General features: G+C 65.4%; 18 protein-coding genes. 7 read left to right on the forward strand and 11 right to left on the reverse strand.

Annotated elements, in window-relative coordinates:
- Nucleotides 1-171 precede the first annotated feature (171 nt).
- Together Q0743_RS19525 and Q0743_RS19530 are read left to right on the forward strand one after the other, a co-directional pair.
- Nucleotides 172-525 carry a hypothetical protein gene (locus Q0743_RS19525; RefSeq protein ID WP_298243129.1) on the forward strand — a complete coding sequence of 118 codons (354 nt, stop codon included), beginning with the start codon at nt 172-174 and terminating at the stop codon, nt 523-525.
- A 21-nt stretch (nt 526-546) separates the two neighbouring features.
- Nucleotides 547-975, forward strand: a complete 429-nt coding sequence (locus Q0743_RS19530) for a hypothetical protein (protein WP_298243130.1) — start codon at nt 547-549, stop codon at nt 973-975.
- A gap of 55 nt (nt 976-1,030) precedes the next feature.
- On the opposite strand, the gene Q0743_RS19535 is transcribed toward Q0743_RS19530, so the two are convergent.
- The 6 genes from Q0743_RS19535 to Q0743_RS19560 all read right to left on the reverse strand — a co-directional run bounded on the left by Q0743_RS19535 (nt 1,031) and on the right by Q0743_RS19560 (nt 7,577).
- Nucleotides 1,031-1,489 carry a hypothetical protein gene (locus Q0743_RS19535; RefSeq protein WP_298243131.1) on the reverse strand — a complete coding sequence of 153 codons (459 nt, stop codon included), beginning with the start codon at nt 1,487-1,489 and terminating at the stop codon, nt 1,031-1,033.
- Between the two features lie 32 nt (nt 1,490-1,521).
- A complete protein-coding gene (locus tag Q0743_RS19540) occupies nt 1,522-1,740 on the reverse strand; it encodes a hypothetical protein (protein ID WP_298243132.1) in 219 nt (72 codons plus the stop codon).
- 77 nt (nt 1,741-1,817) lie between these two features.
- Nucleotides 1,818-3,368 (reverse strand): hypothetical protein, encoded by a 1,551-nt coding sequence (locus Q0743_RS19545; RefSeq protein ID WP_298243133.1) that lies wholly within the window; start codon nt 3,366-3,368, stop codon nt 1,818-1,820.
- A 97-nt stretch (nt 3,369-3,465) separates the two neighbouring features.
- Entirely contained in the window at nt 3,466-4,608 is a 1,143-nt protein-coding gene (locus Q0743_RS19550; protein WP_298243134.1) for a cellulase family glycosylhydrolase, read from the reverse strand.
- A gap of 2 nt (nt 4,609-4,610) precedes the next feature.
- Nucleotides 4,611-6,800 (reverse strand): exopolysaccharide transport family protein, encoded by a 2,190-nt coding sequence (locus Q0743_RS19555; protein WP_298243135.1) that lies wholly within the window; start codon nt 6,798-6,800, stop codon nt 4,611-4,613.
- Nucleotides 6,801-6,920: 120 nt separating this feature from the next.
- A complete protein-coding gene (locus Q0743_RS19560) occupies nt 6,921-7,577 on the reverse strand; it encodes a LysR family transcriptional regulator (protein ID WP_298243136.1) in 657 nt (218 codons plus the stop codon).
- Nucleotides 7,578-7,772: 195 nt separating this feature from the next.
- Here Q0743_RS19560 and Q0743_RS19565 point away from each other — a divergent pair, with 195 nt between their 5' ends.
- Nucleotides 7,773-8,945 (forward strand): MFS transporter, encoded by a 1,173-nt coding sequence (locus Q0743_RS19565; protein WP_298243180.1) that lies wholly within the window; start codon nt 7,773-7,775, stop codon nt 8,943-8,945.
- On the opposite strand, the gene Q0743_RS19570 is transcribed toward Q0743_RS19565, so the two are convergent.
- Complete coding sequence (locus Q0743_RS19570; protein ID WP_298243137.1) at nt 8,938-9,981, reverse strand: zinc-binding dehydrogenase; 1,044 nt, start codon at nt 9,979-9,981, stop codon at nt 8,938-8,940. The two genes, Q0743_RS19565 and Q0743_RS19570, sit on opposite strands and share 8 nt — an antisense overlap.
- Nucleotides 9,982-9,994: 13 nt before the next feature.
- Nucleotides 9,995-10,681 (reverse strand): class I SAM-dependent methyltransferase, encoded by a 687-nt coding sequence (locus Q0743_RS19575; protein WP_298243138.1) that lies wholly within the window; start codon nt 10,679-10,681, stop codon nt 9,995-9,997.
- Nucleotides 10,682-10,950: 269 nt separating this feature from the next.
- Between Q0743_RS19575 and Q0743_RS19580 the strand changes: the two genes are divergently transcribed.
- Complete coding sequence (locus tag Q0743_RS19580) at nt 10,951-11,319, forward strand: BA14K family protein (protein ID WP_298243139.1); 369 nt, start codon at nt 10,951-10,953, stop codon at nt 11,317-11,319.
- Between the two features lie 103 nt (nt 11,320-11,422).
- Here the strand turns inward: Q0743_RS19580 and Q0743_RS19585 are convergent, their stop codons facing one another.
- The 3 genes from Q0743_RS19585 to Q0743_RS19595 are packed head-to-tail and all read right to left on the reverse strand — an operon-like array spanning nt 11,423 to nt 15,353.
- Nucleotides 11,423-12,448 carry a tripartite tricarboxylate transporter substrate binding protein gene (locus tag Q0743_RS19585; protein WP_298243140.1) on the reverse strand — a complete coding sequence of 342 codons (1,026 nt, stop codon included), beginning with the start codon at nt 12,446-12,448 and terminating at the stop codon, nt 11,423-11,425.
- A 22-nt stretch (nt 12,449-12,470) separates the two neighbouring features.
- Complete coding sequence (locus Q0743_RS19590; protein WP_298243141.1) at nt 12,471-14,558, reverse strand: acetate--CoA ligase family protein; 2,088 nt, start codon at nt 14,556-14,558, stop codon at nt 12,471-12,473.
- 3 nt (nt 14,559-14,561) lie between these two features.
- The gene (locus tag Q0743_RS19595) at nt 14,562-15,353 is read right to left on the reverse strand and encodes an enoyl-CoA hydratase/isomerase family protein (RefSeq protein ID WP_298243142.1); all 792 of its coding nucleotides are present in this window, start codon (nt 15,351-15,353) and stop codon (nt 14,562-14,564) included.
- A 191-nt stretch (nt 15,354-15,544) separates the two neighbouring features.
- Between Q0743_RS19595 and Q0743_RS19600 the strand changes: the two genes are divergently transcribed.
- The 3 genes from Q0743_RS19600 to Q0743_RS19610 all read left to right on the forward strand — a co-directional run bounded on the left by Q0743_RS19600 (nt 15,545) and on the right by Q0743_RS19610 (nt 17,036).
- Entirely contained in the window at nt 15,545-16,318 is a 774-nt protein-coding gene (locus tag Q0743_RS19600; RefSeq protein ID WP_298243143.1) for a helix-turn-helix domain-containing protein, read from the forward strand.
- A gap of 66 nt (nt 16,319-16,384) precedes the next feature.
- Nucleotides 16,385-16,672 (forward strand): type II toxin-antitoxin system ParD family antitoxin, encoded by a 288-nt coding sequence (locus Q0743_RS19605; protein ID WP_298243144.1) that lies wholly within the window; start codon nt 16,385-16,387, stop codon nt 16,670-16,672.
- A gap of 7 nt (nt 16,673-16,679) precedes the next feature.
- Nucleotides 16,680-17,036 carry a type II toxin-antitoxin system RelE/ParE family toxin gene (locus tag Q0743_RS19610; RefSeq protein WP_298243145.1) on the forward strand — a complete coding sequence of 119 codons (357 nt, stop codon included), beginning with the start codon at nt 16,680-16,682 and terminating at the stop codon, nt 17,034-17,036.
- Nucleotides 17,037-17,047 lie beyond the last annotated feature (11 nt).

Raw genomic sequence — 17,047 nt, forward strand, 5'->3', positions numbered from 1 at the left:
GAGCGGCTCGACGGTCGGCGCGGCCGGCTCGTCGGCGGGTCATGCCAGCGACATGGGCATGGAGAAGGGCAAGGGTCACAACAAGGGCGAGATGAAGAAGGACAAGGATTGATGCCTTGAGAAGGAGCGGCAGCGATGCCGCTCCTTCGTCTTTGTTGGAGGAGACTTCGCATGAACAGATCAATCATTGCGATCGCAACACTGGCCTTGATGGCGGGCACCGCTCAGGCAACCACCATGGAGAAGACCGGCAAGACCGCATCGGGCGAGACCTGCAAGGTCACTGTCGAGAAACATGCCGACGGCAGCATCAGCGCGGCCGGCGCGTCGGGATCGGGCACCACGGGATCGACGGCGTCGAGCGGTTCGCTGTCGAGCTCGAGCTCGGCTGGCGGATCGTCGGTGCACGTGCAGGCGGGCGGCGGCAACGTCTCCAGCTCGTCTTCGACCGCAGGCGCGCCTGGCTCGACCAGCGCCAGCACCATCACGGTCAACGGCTGCACGATTTCGACCTCGTCGCCTTAAGATTCACAGAGAGGATTGAACATGAGAACGTTATTCGCGACTGCGGCAGTTGCAGCTTTGCTTGCCGCGACCTCACCGTCTCTCGCGCAGAAGAGCGTCACGGGCGGAAGCGGCGGCTCGGCCGCAGCCGGCGGCACCGCGGCCTCGACGGTCGGCACGGGCGGCACGTCCACCTCCGCGAACGGCAGCACCGGCTCGTCGATCGCGGCCGGCGGAAGCGCCGCTGCCGTCGATGGCAAGGCGCAGACCGGCGTCAGCATGAACAAGGGCAACGGCCCCGTGATGAACTCCAATGCCCGGGCGCAGGCCCATGAGGGCGGCACGTTCAGCCGTTCGCATACGCGCACCAAGGTCAAGGCCGGCGAAGAGGTCGGCTCGACGACCAAGACGATGTCGCACGTGCCGGGTTCGAAACCGAGCATGTCGACGACGTCGACGACCGCGCGCTAACCCTCGCGAGCTTGCTGCCCGGCTGGCCCCGGGCAGCTCGCTTTCTCGCTGCGCGTCAGTCGGCGCTCAGGCTGTGGCTGATCCGCGTGACGACGCGGTCCCATTGCCGCTTCTCGGCCGCGGGATAATTGATCAGCACGCAGTGCACGTAACCGCCCGAAAAATTGCAGCGGTCGTACCAGATCTTGTCGCGCTTGATGCTGGAGACCACGAAGAAATTCCGCGCGATACGCTTGTAGATGATTCCGGACGGCGGATTCTTCCTGGCCAGGAATTCGGCCGGCGAAAGACCTTCCCGGTCGGAAACGGCCTGTACGGACAGATCGGCCCTGCCGTCGGCGGTGCGAAACTGCTGGCCGTAGCCTTCGGGCTTGCCAGCCGTCTCCGAGAACAGTGAGGCGGGAATGTCGACCGACGTTCCGGTCTCGGCGATCCGATAGCTGGTCCAGCTGTCCGCCCGTGCGGCAGACAGCGTGGCGAGCAGCGCGAGGCCGGCAGCGATTGTTGTCTTCATGTCTACCTCATCACTTAATCGTTCCTTGCGCATCAATCGCGCGGCAGCAGTTGCAGCTCCATCAGGGCGATCCGCTGCAAATCGGCAACGTTGCGCTCGCCTGCACCGGCGGTACGCAGGATGGATTCGGCGAGCGCGTTGACGTGCGCGGCATGCACGGGCTCCGGCAGGCTGGCAACCGCAGCTTCCAGGGCGGTGGTCATGACCTCGATCACCTCGGGGGAGAATGCAGCGTTGGAAAAATTCTTCATCGCACGAACCGGCCCTTGTGTGGACCGTCGGCTCAACGCTGGGAAAAAGTGGAAGTTCCTGCAGCGCGGGCGCCGGGCTACGCCGCCGGCTGATAATGCGTGAGGGGCTCGAACTCCGCCGCCTCGCTGGCGACGGCCTGCATCCTGACATGGCTGCCGATGACGAGGCCGGTGAGCGAGAGCATCAGCCCCAGCGCGAGCGGGGCGAACAGGGCCTCCTCCTGGAACAAGCCGTTGAGCAGCACGACCATGACGCCGAAGCCGGCGAGCCCTTGCGTCAGATAGCCCGACGAGGCGTAGAGCCGCCAGGCCCTCAGCGCCATCGCGAAATAGAAGGCCAGCAGCACGAAGGCGCCAACACCCATCTGGTACAGGAGAACGCCGATGGCGCTTTCGACCGCGCCATCGATCGTTCCGGCCGCCTGCGCGGCGCTCCAGTCGATCGAGAAATAGCTGTCCGACAGATTGCCGCCGATGCCGAGGCCCCGGCCGAAAGGCCTCTGCACGAATCCGTCCAGGCCGCCCATCAGTCCAATGACGTGATAGTCGCCGATCTGCAGCCCGAGGCGGATCGCCAGAACCGCGAAGGCGGCCATGCCGAGGAAGCCGAGGAGCAAGGTCACCACGGCGCCGAGCAGACGGGTCGCGATCCAGGCCGCGACCACGAAGATCACCACGATGATGGCGCCCTTCACGCTGCAGAAGACCAGCAGCGGCAAGGCCGCGAGCGCCAGCAGCGGCCGTCCCACCGAGAACAGGAACAGCGCGAGAAAGCTGACCCCGTAGGCGAAGCTGATCGGGTGCATGTTCGGACCGTTGATGCGCAGCATCTTCGACAGGCCAAACCCTTCGAGCAAGGGCGTGTTCAGGAAGTCGAAGCTGAAGCGGTCCTTGAGGTCGACCGGCACGTTGCCGGTCTGGCGCATCTGGGCTTCCCAGACACCCGAATGGGTCGCCTTGAGCTCGTCGAAACCCCAGAACGTATAGCTGTTGGTGATGGCGAGCCAGGCATCGCGGAAGAGCAGCTCGACATAGCCGCAACAGACGATGATGACCGCGAGCGCCACCAGGAACGGCGTGATGCGCACCTCGTAGGTCGCGGCGGTCAGCAGCGAGAGCTGGAACAGGAACAGCGGCAGCACGATGTTGCGCAGATAGACCGCCGCCGGCTGCCCGTCCTGGATGAAGCCGATCGCGAAATACAACGACACCACGGCGAGGGTGACGACGCCCCAGCGCATGATCCGGTTCACCTCGGCCGACTGGTTCCTCTGGCCCAGCACGTAGAGGCCGAACGTCGCCAGCCACATCACGGAGCAGACGAGGAAATTGTAGCCCTTGATGAAGTCGAGATCGGAGGGCAGCGGCACCAGCGGCGACAGGATCGAAACGAACAGGTTCTGGAAGAACAGGACGAAGATCGCGATCGCCGGCGCGTAGGTCGGAACCGCCAGCACGATGGCGATGCCGACGAGCACCTCGACGACGATGCCGAGAGCCGGGTGCGCCAGATGCAGGATCGGCGCGAAGCCGATCGCTGCCGTGGCGATGCAGAATGTCGTGGCGAGCTCGAGCCAGGCCGGCGGCGATGGCACGCTCTGATCCTGCGGTGAGTCTCCGGCGCTCATCGATCGTTCCTTGGATCGTCCTTTGGCATCGCGCGGCGATCACGATAGCGGGGCGATGGGTAAGGAGTCGTTAACGATAGCGGAGCGGGCTGGAAGGTCAGCGCCGGCTGGGGCGCGGGGCACCACCGAGCAGTGCCCGCATCACGTCGGGATCGGCCCTGCCGGTACTGCGGTCGACAAGGCCAAAGCCCTGGGCCAGTTCCCAATGCGTCCAGCCCCAGCAGTGCTCCCTGGCATAGGCGGTGACCTCGGCCAGCCAGCGCAGCCGGCTCTGTCGGGGCGCTCCGGCTTTCAGCACGCCGAACTCGTTGACGATGATCGGCCGCTTGAACTGCTGCTGCCATGCGAGCGCGGGCGCGAGCCAGCGATCGGCTGCCGGCTTGTCCCTGGCGGCAGCGATTGCGACGTCGAGCATGCCGAGCGCCTTGGTCGCGCCCCTCGCCTGCAGATCCCGGCGGATCGCCTGCACCTTGGGATCGCCGCCGCTGATCGGATAAGGCAGATCGATGATGTCGTGCAGCGGATCCTGCGCGTCCCAATGGGCTTGATGGGTGAACACCATGGGATCGTAGAAGTGGATGGCATAGACGACGTCAGGATCCGCCAGCGGACGAAACCGCGGCAGCGAGTCCGCGCGCTGCCAATTGACGGGACCGACGACGAGCGTGGTGCTGGGAAGCAGTTTGCGGACGAAGGCGGCGAGCGTCTCGACCTGCGTTTGCCATCTGTCGGCGTCGACATCGGGCTCGTTGAGCAACTCGGCGAAGACGCGATCGGTGGAATAGGATCGCATGACCCCGGCAAGGCCGCTCCAGGCCTCCTGCATCTCGTTCAGCGCCGCGTCCGGGTCTTCCTTGTGCAGGCGGTTGAAGCGCTCGCCGGGATGAAGATCGACCGAAATGGCATAGCCGAGCGCGGTGAGCTGCTTCAGCGCCTTGTCGAGCACGCCCAGCGTCTCGTCGCGCTCGGCCTTTGCGGCGAAGCGCGGCATCACGCGCTCTGCCGGCACCGGCAGCCGAACATGGCTCATTCCCGACTTTCGCAATTGCTGCAGCAATTCGCGGCTCGGCACCTCGCCGTTGATCCAGCCGTCGGCGTTGAAGCCGCGCGACAGCACAGCGAGCCGCCCCGGCGCGACCGTCTGCGGCACGGGCACGCAATCGTCCGCAAACACAGGCGCGGCGAACGAGATCGAGACGAGCATCGCCGCAGCCAGCAAACCACGGCGCGACGCTGTCATCGTCAAACCGCAAGACCCAATGCACCGCCCTCGGGGTGCGGCGCCTGCGATCCCGCGGGCGCATGATTGACGACGAGCCCCGTCGGCACGGTCTCGTATCGCGACAGCGCGGCAGTCACCCGGCGCATCGCTGCCGATCCGAGCTCGCCGGCACGCGCCACCAGCACGATCAGGTCCGCATGCGCGGCCAACGCGATGGCGTCGGGCTGAAGTGCGAGATTACCGGCATGGACGATGATCAGATCGAACTCCGAACGAATATCGTCCTCGGGCCTCGCATCGGCCTTGCGGCCGGCGCTCAGGAGCTCGTCGATCGACTGAAGGCCCGCCGTGGTCGAACCGTCATTCCATTCGGTCACCGGCGGCTGGTGGCCGGCGAATTCCGACTGCAGCCGGATCAACACGCTCATCATGCCGCGCTTCACGGCGGCACGATTGAGCGAGCGCGCGACGGTGTTGCCGCCGGCGCTCTTGCCGACCGACAGCACCAAGGCAACCTTGCAGCCGCGCACCGGCACGCGATCGATCCGCTCCAGCAGCGGCCGCAGATAGACACCGAGATCGAGTTCGGCCGAAGCGGCAACCGGCCTTTGCCAGACCGTGGTGGGGCCGGTCCCGGACAACAGATCGGGGATGCGGGCCCAGACGGGAAGCCGCGGCATCGCGTCCGGACGGCTTGCGGCCGGCGGTTGCGCTTGAAGCGGGACTTGCGGCTGAACTTGTGGCTGAACTTGTGGCTGGACCTGAACTTGCCGAGCTTGCGTGTCCGCCGCCGCTACAGGCATGGGAGGCTCGACCGGCGCGGGCTGGCCGGACATGCTCGCCATCGCCGCAACGCAAGCGGTCGATGTCAGCAGCGAGCCGATCGCCAGCGCCGCCAGCAGCAGCGCGAGCGGCGGGCGCGTCGAACGCAGCGGCGGAATGGCCGGCGAAGCGATCTTGGTCTGGGAATTCTGCAGCTGACGCTGCTCGTTGGTGGTCTTGAACCGCGACAGGAACTGCTCGTAGATGTTCCGGTTGGCGTCGGCATCGCGCTGAAGCTCCTGCAGCTTCACCAGCGCCTGCCCGTCGACCAGCATCTTGGTCTCGACTTCCTTGAGCTGCCTTTCCAGCGCCTTCTGCTGCTCCAGCTGGGCTTCATATTCGGACTTGGCGGTGTCGATGTTCTTCTTCCGCTCGACCTCGATCTGCCGGTTGATGTCGGCGAGCTGGCTGTAGGAGATCGCGAGGTCGGGATGGCGATCGCCAAACACCGCCTTCTTCTGCGCGATCTGGTCGTTCAGGGTCGAGCGCTGCGCGCGCAGCATGCTCAACAGGTCCTGCTTCACCGGTCCTTCGACATTGGCCTTGAGATCGCGCTGCACCTGGTCGTAGCGCGCCTTGGCTTCCTCGGTGCGAAGACGCGCGGCGGAGACCTGCTGATTGAGATCGGTCACCCGCAATTGCTGCGTGGTCGAATCCTTGCCGGCATTGAGGATCTTGTGCTCGAGCCGGAAGGCGGCGACGGCGTCTTCCGATGCTCGCAGCCGCTCGTTCAGCGTCTTCAGCCGATCCTTGAGCCAGTCGGCGGCCTCGTCCGTGGCGGCGGTGCGGACGCGGCCTTGGCTCGCGACGAACGCCTCGGCGACGGCGTTGGCGTAGTAGGCGGCCCGCTCGGAACGGTTCGAGGTGAAGGAGATCGCGATGACGTAAGTAAGCCCGCGGCGCGTGATCTCGAGGCGGCTGCGGAATTTTTCCAGCAGGCGCGTCATGTCGGTATGACCGCCCGCGATATCGTCGTCCTCGGCGATCTTGAGCTGCTCGATCAGGGGACGGAGGAAGCCGTCGGATTTGGCGATCTCGATCTGGCTCTGCAGCGCCGCGGCGTCCTGGCCGATGCCGGGCAAGACGTCCTGCTCCGTGGTGACGCGCAGCTCCCGAGGATCGAGAACGACCAGGGCCGTCGCGGCATAGCGGACCGGCAGAACCATCAGCGCGACGACGCCGAGGGCAAACAGCGCCAGGGCCAGCGTCAGAATGCGGCGGCCGTTCCCGCGCAGAAATGCGAGCGCTCCGGAGACGCTGAGCGATCCCTTGATCAGCCCCGGCGCGGCGCCGTCGGGCTGGGTCCGCGCAGCCCGCGGCGCTTCCCACGAAGCCGCTGGCTCCGTCGGGGCGATGCTTCGCGGAGATGCGCGGCTACCGAACGCCATGGCTCTATTCGAAATCAACTCACAGACGAAAGTTCAGACGCTTGCCACAGCGTAAATATCCATGGTTAACCGCCGGTTACGGCCGGAGCGAGAAACGGAAAGGGCCGTGAAAAGCGCCGTTCAGGCGGAAAAGGACGGCTTGGCCGGCCTGCGCGCCGGACTTGGCCTCCCGACCACCAGCGCGGCCCGGGACGTCGCCGACCGCGCGAGCTCGCCGTCGCCGAGCAGGCAGGACCGCAGGGTCTCGATCTCCGGGCAATCGGCGGTCCCGAGCGGGCCGATCAGGAAGCCGTTTTCCAGCGGCTCGCATTTGTAACCTGGATAGCGCTGCACCCGGTCCGCGATCACGACGTCGACCTTGCCTTCGAGCAGCTCGTGCAGCCCCGCCGGCTGGCTGATGCGAATGCCGAGCTGCGGCTCGGCGCGGCGAAATTGGGCAAGGCGCGCGCGCAAGGCGTCGAGCGCAAAGCTCGCGTGAAGCCCGATATGCAGCAGGCTCGTGACGCCCTCGGGCTTGAGCTCGGCGGTGGCGTCGGCAAGGCGGCGAAACGCCTTTCGGACCTGCGCCAGATAGGTCTCGCCGGGCAAGGTCAGAACCACCTGCCGCGTGCGGCGCTCGAACAGCTGCACGCCCAGCCGCTCCTCCAAGAGGCGGATTTGCTGGCTGATCGCACCGGCGGTGACGTGCAGCTCGTGGGCGGCTTGCTTGAAGCTGAGATGACGGGCCGCGGCCTCGAAGGCGCGCAGGGCATTGAGTGGCGGCAGCAGATACGTCATGGCCGGCTCCGGGCGATGCGGGGAGAGGCGCAGGATGCATGAGTTTTGCTCGCGCGACAAAAGAGAAATCCTGCTTTGTCGCGGCCAGCGGCGGGCGATACCCCAGGGCCGATCTCCAGCAGCCCGAGAAAGCCAGTGCCGCCTGAAAAGCCGTCGATCGAAAATTCCTATTCCTGGATTCGCCTCACCGTCTCCATGGCCCTCAGCACGCTCGGCTGCGTCGGCATGTGGTCGCTGGTCGTGGCGTTGCCGGCGGTGCAGGCCGATTTCCATGCGCCCCGCGCCGAGGCGGCCCTGCCCTACACGTTCGCCATCATCGGCTTCATGATCGGCGGCATCGTGGTCGGGCGCCTCGCGGATCGCTTCGGCATCCTGCCGCCGCTGGCCGGCGGCACCATCCTGATGAGTCTCGGCTATGTCCTCACCGCCTTCGCGCCGAGCCTGTCCGTGTTCGCGGTGATCTCGGGCGTCACGATCGGCCTCGGCGGCGCGGCCAGCTTCGCGCCCCTGGTCGCCGACGTGTCGCTGTGGTTCGACAGGCACCGCGGCCTTGCCATTGCGCTGGCGACGGCCGGCAGCTCGCTGGCCGGCGTGGTGTGGCCTCCGATCGTGCAGCAGGCCATCGCCGCGCATGGCTGGCGACAGACCCATATCGGCATCGGCCTGTTCTGCCTGGCGACGATGCTGCCGCTCTCCCTGGTTCTGCTGCGGCGGCCGGTTGTTCCGACGGCTGCGCGCCAAGCGCAGGGCAGCGGCAACACGATGCAGTCGATCGGACTGTCTCCTTCCGTCACGCAAGGCCTGCTGGCCCTCGCCGGCATCTGCTGCTGCGTCGCCATGGCGATGCCGCAGGTCCATCTGGTCGCCTATTGCGGCGACCTCGGCTACGGCTCCGCGCGCGGTGCCGAGATGCTGGCGGTGATGCTCGGCTTCAGCGTGGCCAGCCGCCTCGTCTTCGGCTGGCTGTTGAACCGCATCGGCGGCCTGCCGACGCTGCTGCTGGGCTCGGCGATGCAGGCCACGGCGCTCGCGCTCTATTTGCCGTTCAACGGACTGGTTTCACTTTATGTGGTGTCCGCCATTTTCGGACTGGCGCAAGGCGGCATCGTGCCGAGCTATGCGGTGATCATCCGCGAGCTGTTTCCGGCGCGGGAGGCCGGCTTTCGCGTCAGTCTCGCCATCTCGGTCACGCTTGCCGGCATGGCGCTGGGCGGCTGGATGGCTGGCGCGATCTACGACTGGACCGGCTCCTACGCGTCGGCGCTGGTCAACGGTATCGCCTGGAATATCGTCAACATGGCGATCGCGACCTGGCTGCTGCAGCGCCAGCGCCGGCATGTCGTCGGCGCTTGCGTTGCGCTCAGCTGATGTTCAGCAGGATCCGGCCCGATGTGCCGCTGCGCATCAGGTCCAGCGCGTCGTTGACTTGGTCGAGCGCGAACTCGTGGGTCACGATTCCGCGGTAGTTCACCTTGCCGGCGTCGCTGAGGCGAACCAGCCGCGGAATATCGCGCGCCGGCTGGCATTGCCCGCCTTCCGAGCCCTTCAGCACCTTCTCGAAATGGAGCGGCAACGTGTAGATCTCGACCTTCTCGCGGGGAACGCCGACCAGAATGCAGCGGCCCTTCTTCGCCGTGATCTCATAGGCGAGCTCGATCAGGTTCTTGACGCCGGTGGTCTCGACCACCTTGTCGGGTCCGTCAGCGCCGGTGATGGACCGAACCTCGGCGGCCACATCCTTGACCGCCTCGGAGTTGATGAGATGGGTTGCACCGAACTGCCGGGCCATTTCGAGCTTGTTGTCGAGACGGTCGATGGCGATCACCGGATAGGCGCCGACCATCGCGGCGAACTGCACGATGTTCAAGCCGACGCCACCGACGCCGAACACGACGACGGCTTCGCCGATGGCGATCTGCGCGTCGTTGTTGACGACGCCGAGCGCGGTCGTCACGGCGCAGCCGAGCAGCGGCGCGCTGGTGCGGTCGATCGTATCAGGCACGGGCGTGACACGATTCTCCGACACCACCGCATATTCGTTGAAGGTGGTGACCCAGCCGGCATTGAGGCGCTTGCCGCGCCAGGAATAGACCGGCGTGTTGGACTGGACACCCTTGCCCGGCCGCCAATGCATGACGACGGTGTCGCCCTGCTTGCAGGAGACGACGCCCGGTCCGGTTTCGACGACCGTGGCCAGCGCTTCGTGGCCCAGAAGATGCGGCAGGAACTTGTCGACGCCTTTGACGGCGTCGATCTCGTTGATCTGCGCGCCGCAGATGCTCGACGTGTGCACGTGCACGAGCACCTGGCCGTGTTCGAGCCTCTCCGGCAAATCGAACTCGTCGACGATCAGCGGCTTGCCCGATTCGACGAGGATGGCCGCCTTGGCAGTCTTGATGTCCATGGGGAGCGCCCGATCACTCGAAATAGATGAATTCGTAGTCGCCGGTGTAACCGAGCTTGCCGTACAGCCAGATCCATTCCGAGGTATGCAGGATCGACTCTGCAGTCAGCGCCCAGCATTCGAGATTGTGCAGCTCGGCGACGGTCCGGTAGCCTTCGACCATGACGTATTTGTTCTTGCCGACCCGCTCGATCTCCTTGAGCGCCGCCTCGAGCTCGTAGAGCCTGAGATTGTGCAGCGTGCCGAGCGAGATCACGAGGTCGAAACTGTCGTCGCCATAGGGATAGACGTCCTGGGCGCGATAGTTGAACAGATACGGCTTCACCTGCTCATGCGCATTGGCGAGACCGTGCTTGGAGATATCGAAGCCGACGACTTTGAGACCGGGCAGGATCTTCTGCATTTCGTACAGCAGGAAGCCCTTGCCGCAGCCGACGTCGAGCACGCTGGAGCCGTCCTTCAGGCCATAGGTCTCGATCAGCGCCTTGGCGACCGGCGCCCAGCGCCCCTCGATGAAACGATAGCCGCCATAACCGAAGCGGCGGTCGCCGTCCCAATAATCGGCCTCATATTCCCGCGCCTTCAGCGAGCAGCCGATCTTGTCGTCGTTCATGCGCCCCATGTAGTCGCGCTTGGTCGCCGTATGCAGCGGCGTCACGATATTCAGGAGTCGTCCCATTGAGCCCTCGGATTCCAACACGCGATAAGATGATCGCGACCGGCTGGGAGCACTGAGTCGCGACTTGCGAGTCCTTCTAGCATTGGTGGTCGAGATCATCATTGTTTCAGATCAATGATGGGGAACCCTGGCGACCATCCCGAGCGATGGCGTCGGACCCGGCCAAGCCGGCCGATCGGCATCTTACAAACATTTCATTTTCTGCGACGCTGTGACGCTCGTCACGCCTCAAAGGGAACGGAGCGGGAGATTCGCCGTTGCTCCTTATCCTCAACAATCTGGAGCCCGACATGACGATGCGCAGAACTTTCGTTGCCCTGGCGACCGTTGGAACGATGCTCTCCACGGCGGCATCGCCGTTGCTCGCAGCGCCGTTGCCGATGGCAAACCCTTCGCCTGGCTCAGGCGTGGAGCAGGTGCAGTACCGGCATTGGCACGGAGGACATCGGCACGGCTATTACGGGCATCGTCACGGTCACTACGGTGGCGGCGCAGCCGTTCTAGGCGGCCTTGCCGCGGGTGCGATCATCGGTGGTGCAATCGCCAACAGCCAGGCTCAATCCAACGCCGCCTCCTATTGCGCGCAGCGCTATCGATCCTACGATCCGGGCTCAGGCACCTATCTGGGCAACGACGGTCTGCGTCACTCTTGTCCGTGACACGCACATGAGCATGCGGCAGCCTCCTCACGACGTGAGGGGCTGCCGACACTCGGCAGGGGCTCCGGCGCAATCCCGATAACGATTCGCGCGCAGCCGGCGCCTATTGCACCTCGATGTTGGCGTCCTTGATCAGCTTGCGCCAACGCTCTTCTTCCCGGGCAACATAGCGATCGAGCTCCGCCGGCGCGCTGCCGACCATGATGAGGCCCTCGTTCGCCTCCAGCTTCTTGAAAGCCCCGGACTGAACCGCCTTGGCAATCGCCTGATTCAGGCGCGCAATTACCGGAGCCGGCGTCTTGGCCGGCGCGTACAAGCCGTACCAGGATTCGGCGGCGTAGCCGGGCACACCCGCCTCGGCGACGGTCGGCAATTGCGGGAACGCGGCCGAGCGCTCGGCGGATGTCACGGCCAGCGCCCGCAATTGGCCTGCGGCCACCAGCGAGGCCGCACTCGCGACGGTCGTGAACATCACGTCGATCTGCCCGCCCAGGAGATCGCTGATCGCGGGCGCCGCGCCCTTGTAGGGCACCGCCGTCATCTTGACCTTCGCCATCGCGTCGAACAGCTCGCCCGCGAGATGCGCCGAGGTGCCGGTGCCGAACGTGCCGAAATTGAGCTTGCCCGGATTGGCCCTGGCCTCGGTGATCAGATCGGCGATCGAGTTGATCTTCGATGCGGGGTTGACGACGACGATGTTGAAGGACCGCGCGATCAGCGAGACCGCCGCGAAATCCTTGTGCGGATCGAACGGCAGCTTGTTGTACAGGCTCGGGTTGACCGCGTGGGCAAAGGTCGCCATCAGCAGCGAATATCCGTCGGGCTCGCTGGTCGCCACCGTCTGGGTCCCGATGATGGTCCCGGCGCCCGGCTTGTTCTCGATGATGACGGACTTGCCGAGCTCCGTCTGGATCTCCTGCGCCGTCGTTCGCGCGATGATGTCGGTGCCGCCGCCGGCCGCGAACGGCACCACGATCTTGACGATCTTGTCGGGATATTCGGCGCGGGCCGGCGTCAGTCCGAGCCCCGCGACGACCGCACAGGCGAGGACGGCAAGACTCCGCCAGCGCCGCACGGCAGAATCCCTCCCGCGCGCGTCGTCGTGATTGATGATTCCGCCACTGGCCATCTGCAACTCCATCCCTTTTTCTTCAGACATTGAGAACGACCAATCCATCTGCTGCCTTCACGCCCCGGCCCGCCGGCAATACGAACACCGGATTGATCTCCGCCTCGGAAAGTCGATCGCCGAGCTGCGCAACCATGCGCGAGAACGCGACGACCGCTTCCGCAAGCGCCTCGACGTCGCATTTCGGCCGGCCCCGAAAGCCGTCCAGCAACGGCCAGGTGACGAGATCGCGCGCCATCGCATTCGCGTCCGACAGACTAAGGCCGCCGTCCAGCGGAAGCAGACGCATCGTCGTGTCCTTGAACAGTTCGGCCGCGACGCCGCCCATCCCGAGCAGGATCGCGGTGCCCAGGGAATCGCGATGCATGCCGAGAATGAGCTCGACGCCGCCTGAAATCATTTCCTGCACCAGGAATCGATCGGGCCGCGTCCCCGTCCCGGCCGTGACGTCGTCCGCCATCGCCGTCAGGCGTCCGCCGATCGTTTCAGCGGTCAGGTTGACCGCGACGCCGCCGACATCGCTCTTGTGGGCGATCTCGCGCGAGAGGATCTTGAGCACGACCTGACCGCCGAGATCGCGCGCCGCTCGCTCTGCTTCGTCAGCCGTTGCGACCACTCTCTCTGCGGCAACGGGAACGCCAAAGCGGGCGAACAGCGCCTTCGCCTGTGCTTCATCGAGCGACCCCGCCGGGAAGTCGCCGATGTCGACCGTCGTCGAACTGGAGCCGGATGTCTGGACCTGCTCCGGCATTCCGGCCCGCAACAGCCCGTCGAGCGCGGCAGCGCAGCTCTCGGCGGAGGTGTAGGCGGGAACGCCGCGGCGGGTGAGAACGGACACCACCTCGGGCGCATGCGGACTGACATAGGCAATGACCGGCTTGTCGCTGAGCGGCAGGCAGTCGTGGATGGCATCGGCCATCAGGCCCGGCGACCCCACGGCGGACGAGCCGGCAATGACGACCAGCGCATCGTAGGACGGACTTGCGAGCAGAATGCGAATTGCACCGCGAAGCAGATCCGGCTGCAGGCCGGCCAGGGTCACGTCGATCGGATTGCGATCGAGATTGGCGTGCGATCCCGACTGCAAGCTGCGCAATTGCGCGGCCGTCTCCGCATCGGGTGCGGGCGTCGCGAAGCCGGCGACGCCGAGACTGTCTGATACGATCGTGCCGGCGCCGCCGGTGGAGGTGAGGATCGCGACACGCCGGCCGGCAAGCTCCCGTCCCGCTGCAAGGGCCGCGGGAATATCGAGCAGGTCCTCGAACGTCCTGGCGCGGATCACGCCGAGCTGCCTGAACAGGGCATCGTACATGCGATCGGAGCCGGCCAGTGCGCCGGTGTGCGAGACCGCCGCCTGTGCGCCCGCCTCGGAGCGACCGATCTTGAAGGCAACGACGGGCTTGCCGGCGCGGCGCGCCTTCAGCACCGCCTCGCGAAAGCGAGCCGGATTGCGGATCGCCTCGATATAGAGCGCAATGACATCGGTGGCGCTGTCGCCGGCGAGATAGTCGATGAAATCGGCAAGCTCGAGATCGGCTTCGTTGCTGGTCGACGCCAGCTTGGACAGCCCCACCCCGCGCGCTGCGGCGCGTGACAGCAGGGATCCGAGAATGCCTCCGCTTTGCGAGATCACGCCGATGGGCCCCGCCGCGAAGTGATCCATCGCCAGCGCGCCCGACGCCGACAGCACGATATTGTCGGTGAGATTGACGAGACCGATCGTGTTCGGCCCGAGAATCCGCATGGAGCCGGCCGCTTGCATGAGCTGGGTCTGGCGCGCGGCGCCTTCCATGCCCGTTTCTGTGAAGCCGCTGGCCAGAACGATCGCTGCGGCGGCACCGCGCTCGGACAATTCGCGCACCGCGATATGCGCGCGCTCGGCGCCGAGCAGGACGATGCCGACGTCAGGCACATCGGGCAGCGAGGCGACATCGGGATAGCATTTGAGCCCGCCGATTTCCGCGACCTTGGGATTGACCGGATAGATCGCGCCCGCAAAGCGGTGCTTCCTGAGATAGGCGACCGGCCGGCCAGAGGTCTTGCTCGGGTCGGCGGACGCGCCGATGATGGCGACGCTGCGCGGCCGGATCAGGCGTTCGATCGCATCCATCGCTCAACCCTTCGAGGTGGATTGGGCGAGGAACGCCGTCACGGCGTCGCGATGCTCGGTGCTGGTGTAGCAGATGGCCTGCGCCTGGCTGCCGAGACTGAAGATGTCGTGGGCGGAATGCTCGAAGGTCTCGTTCAGAATCTTCTTGCTCAACGCGAGAGCCGTGGGAGATCCCTCCGCCAATTCGGCCGCCCAGGCCTGCGCGGCCGGCAGCAGTTCGGCCGCCGCCACCTTGCGGTCGACGATGCCGAGTGCAAGCGCCTCATCCGCTTCGACGACGCGGCCGGTGAAGATCAGCTCCTTGGCGCTCGCAAGCCCGACCCGGCGCGGCAGGAAATACAGCCCGCCGCCATCAGGTATCAGACCGCGCTTGATGTAGGACCAGGTGAATTTCGATCGCTCCGTTGCCATCACGAAGTCGCAGGCCAGCGCAGTGTCGGCACCGAGACCCGCCGCGGCGCCGTTGACGGCGGCAATGGTCGGCTTCGGCAGGCCCAGCAGCAGCGATTGCACGTGATGCACGCCCTGCTGACGGCTCCAGCCGTTGAAGGCGACCTCACCCTGCGGCGCCTCGAGCCGGCGCTTCATGCCGCTGATGTCGCCGCCGGCGCAGAAGGCGTTGCCGCGGCCGGTCAGCACCAGCGCCCTGATCGCCTTGTCGCGCGATACGGTTTCGAGCGCGCCGACGAACTCGGCGCGCATCTCGTCGCTCATGGCGTTGCGCCGTTCCGGACGGTTGAAGGCGATCGTCGCGATTCCGGCCCCGACGGAGAATTCGATGAGCTGATAGGACATGGCAGGCTCCCTGGCTGGAGACGGATCGATGTTCCGCAAGGGATTGCGGATGTCGAATGCCGATCTCGGCCGTGGCGTGTCCTCAATGAGCCAGCTGCGGCCGGGCATTCTTCTTCCCCATGCCTGTAGCGGCTTGCACCCGCTGGAACATCCCCCTAATTCCACTTAGTGGAAATGGTTCGCGGAGGCGGATGTTGGCACAGGTGCGCAGATATGCGGGCGGCGTCGATGGCAACCGGTCGCTCGAACGCGGCATCGAGATCCTTCGGGCGTTCCGGCCCGGCGTCGACACGCTGGGCAATGGCGAGATCGCGGAACGAACAGGCTTGCCGCGCTCGACGGTCAGCCGGCTGACGCGAACACTGGTCAATTCCGGGATGCTCGACGAAGTCCGCAGCGAGCGGACCTATCGCCTTGCCGCGTCCGTCATCAGCATCGGTCACGCAATGCGGACGGGATCACCCGTACTCAACGCGATCGGACCGATGATGCGGGCCGAATCGGCCAAGCGCCGGCTCAATGTCGGGCTGGCCACCGCGGATCGAACCATGATGGTGTATCTCGAATCGATCCGCTACAGCCCGCGCGCGGCGCTGCGTAACGTCGTCGCCGGCCAGCAGGTCCCGATGGAGCTGACCTCGCTCGGCCGCGCTTACCTCGCCGGCATTGCCGAGACCGAGCGCGAACGGTTGCTGAAACTGTTCAAGCGACGCAGCATTGCTGCCACGAGGGCGCTGCTCGCAGATGTCAGAAGATCGATCAGCGCCGTCGAGCGCAACGGCTATTGTGCCGTATCCTGGCAGCCCGCCGTGCTCGCCGTTGCAACGCCGATCGTGCTGGACGGGCTTCCGGTCTACGCAATCAACATGAGCCTGCAGAATGTCGACCGGTCCGATGCGCTGGCGGGCGAGATGGGCGCATACCTCACCGCCTTCGCAGCGAAGTGCAAGGAGGTGCTGGGTTGAGACGATCGCCCATATATGGCATAATATGCCATAAGCAGCTTGACTGTGAACAAAAAGGAAATGCCGATGCCCACCCGAAACGTCGTGCTGACAGAGCGGCAGGAAGAGCTGCTTGAGACCCTCGTCAAGTCCGGTCGCTACCAGAATGCCAGCGAGGTTTTGCGCGACGGATTGCGGCTGGTGGAGCAACGCGAGGCGGAAGATGCAGGCAAGCTGAAAGCTCTGCGGGCAGCCGCGCGCGCGGGCGTCGGGGCATTGGATCAGGGAGACTACAAGGAATTTGCAAGTATCGAAGACCTGCAAGCCTATTTGAACGATCTCTCGGAGAAGATCATCTCTCGAACCGCCGAATAGAGCTGTCATGGCCGGGCGGAGATGGCGCATTCGTCTCGGTGCAGCCGCAGAGGTCGACTTCGCCAACATCCTCAGGTGGACCGCAGAGAACTTTGGCGCGCGACAATCTCGAATCTATCGCGATACCCTTGTTCAGGCGATGGGCGAGCTGGCTGAGGGTCCCAAGATTGCGGGCTCCAGGCCGCGAGACGAGATCATGGCAGGCCTTCGTACGCTTCACGTGGCACGGCACGGCCGGCGCGGAAGCCATTTCCTGATGTTTCGAGCGGCTCCGGGCAACACGATCGAAATCGTGCGTATCCTTCACGACAGAATTGACTTTCGGCGCCATGTCCCACCCGCCGGCGATGAGGACACAGGGTAGGCTCGTGGCAT

It is taken from the genome of uncultured Bradyrhizobium sp. (assembly GCF_936943645.1).
Taxonomy (GTDB): Bacteria; Pseudomonadota; Alphaproteobacteria; order Rhizobiales; family Xanthobacteraceae; genus Bradyrhizobium.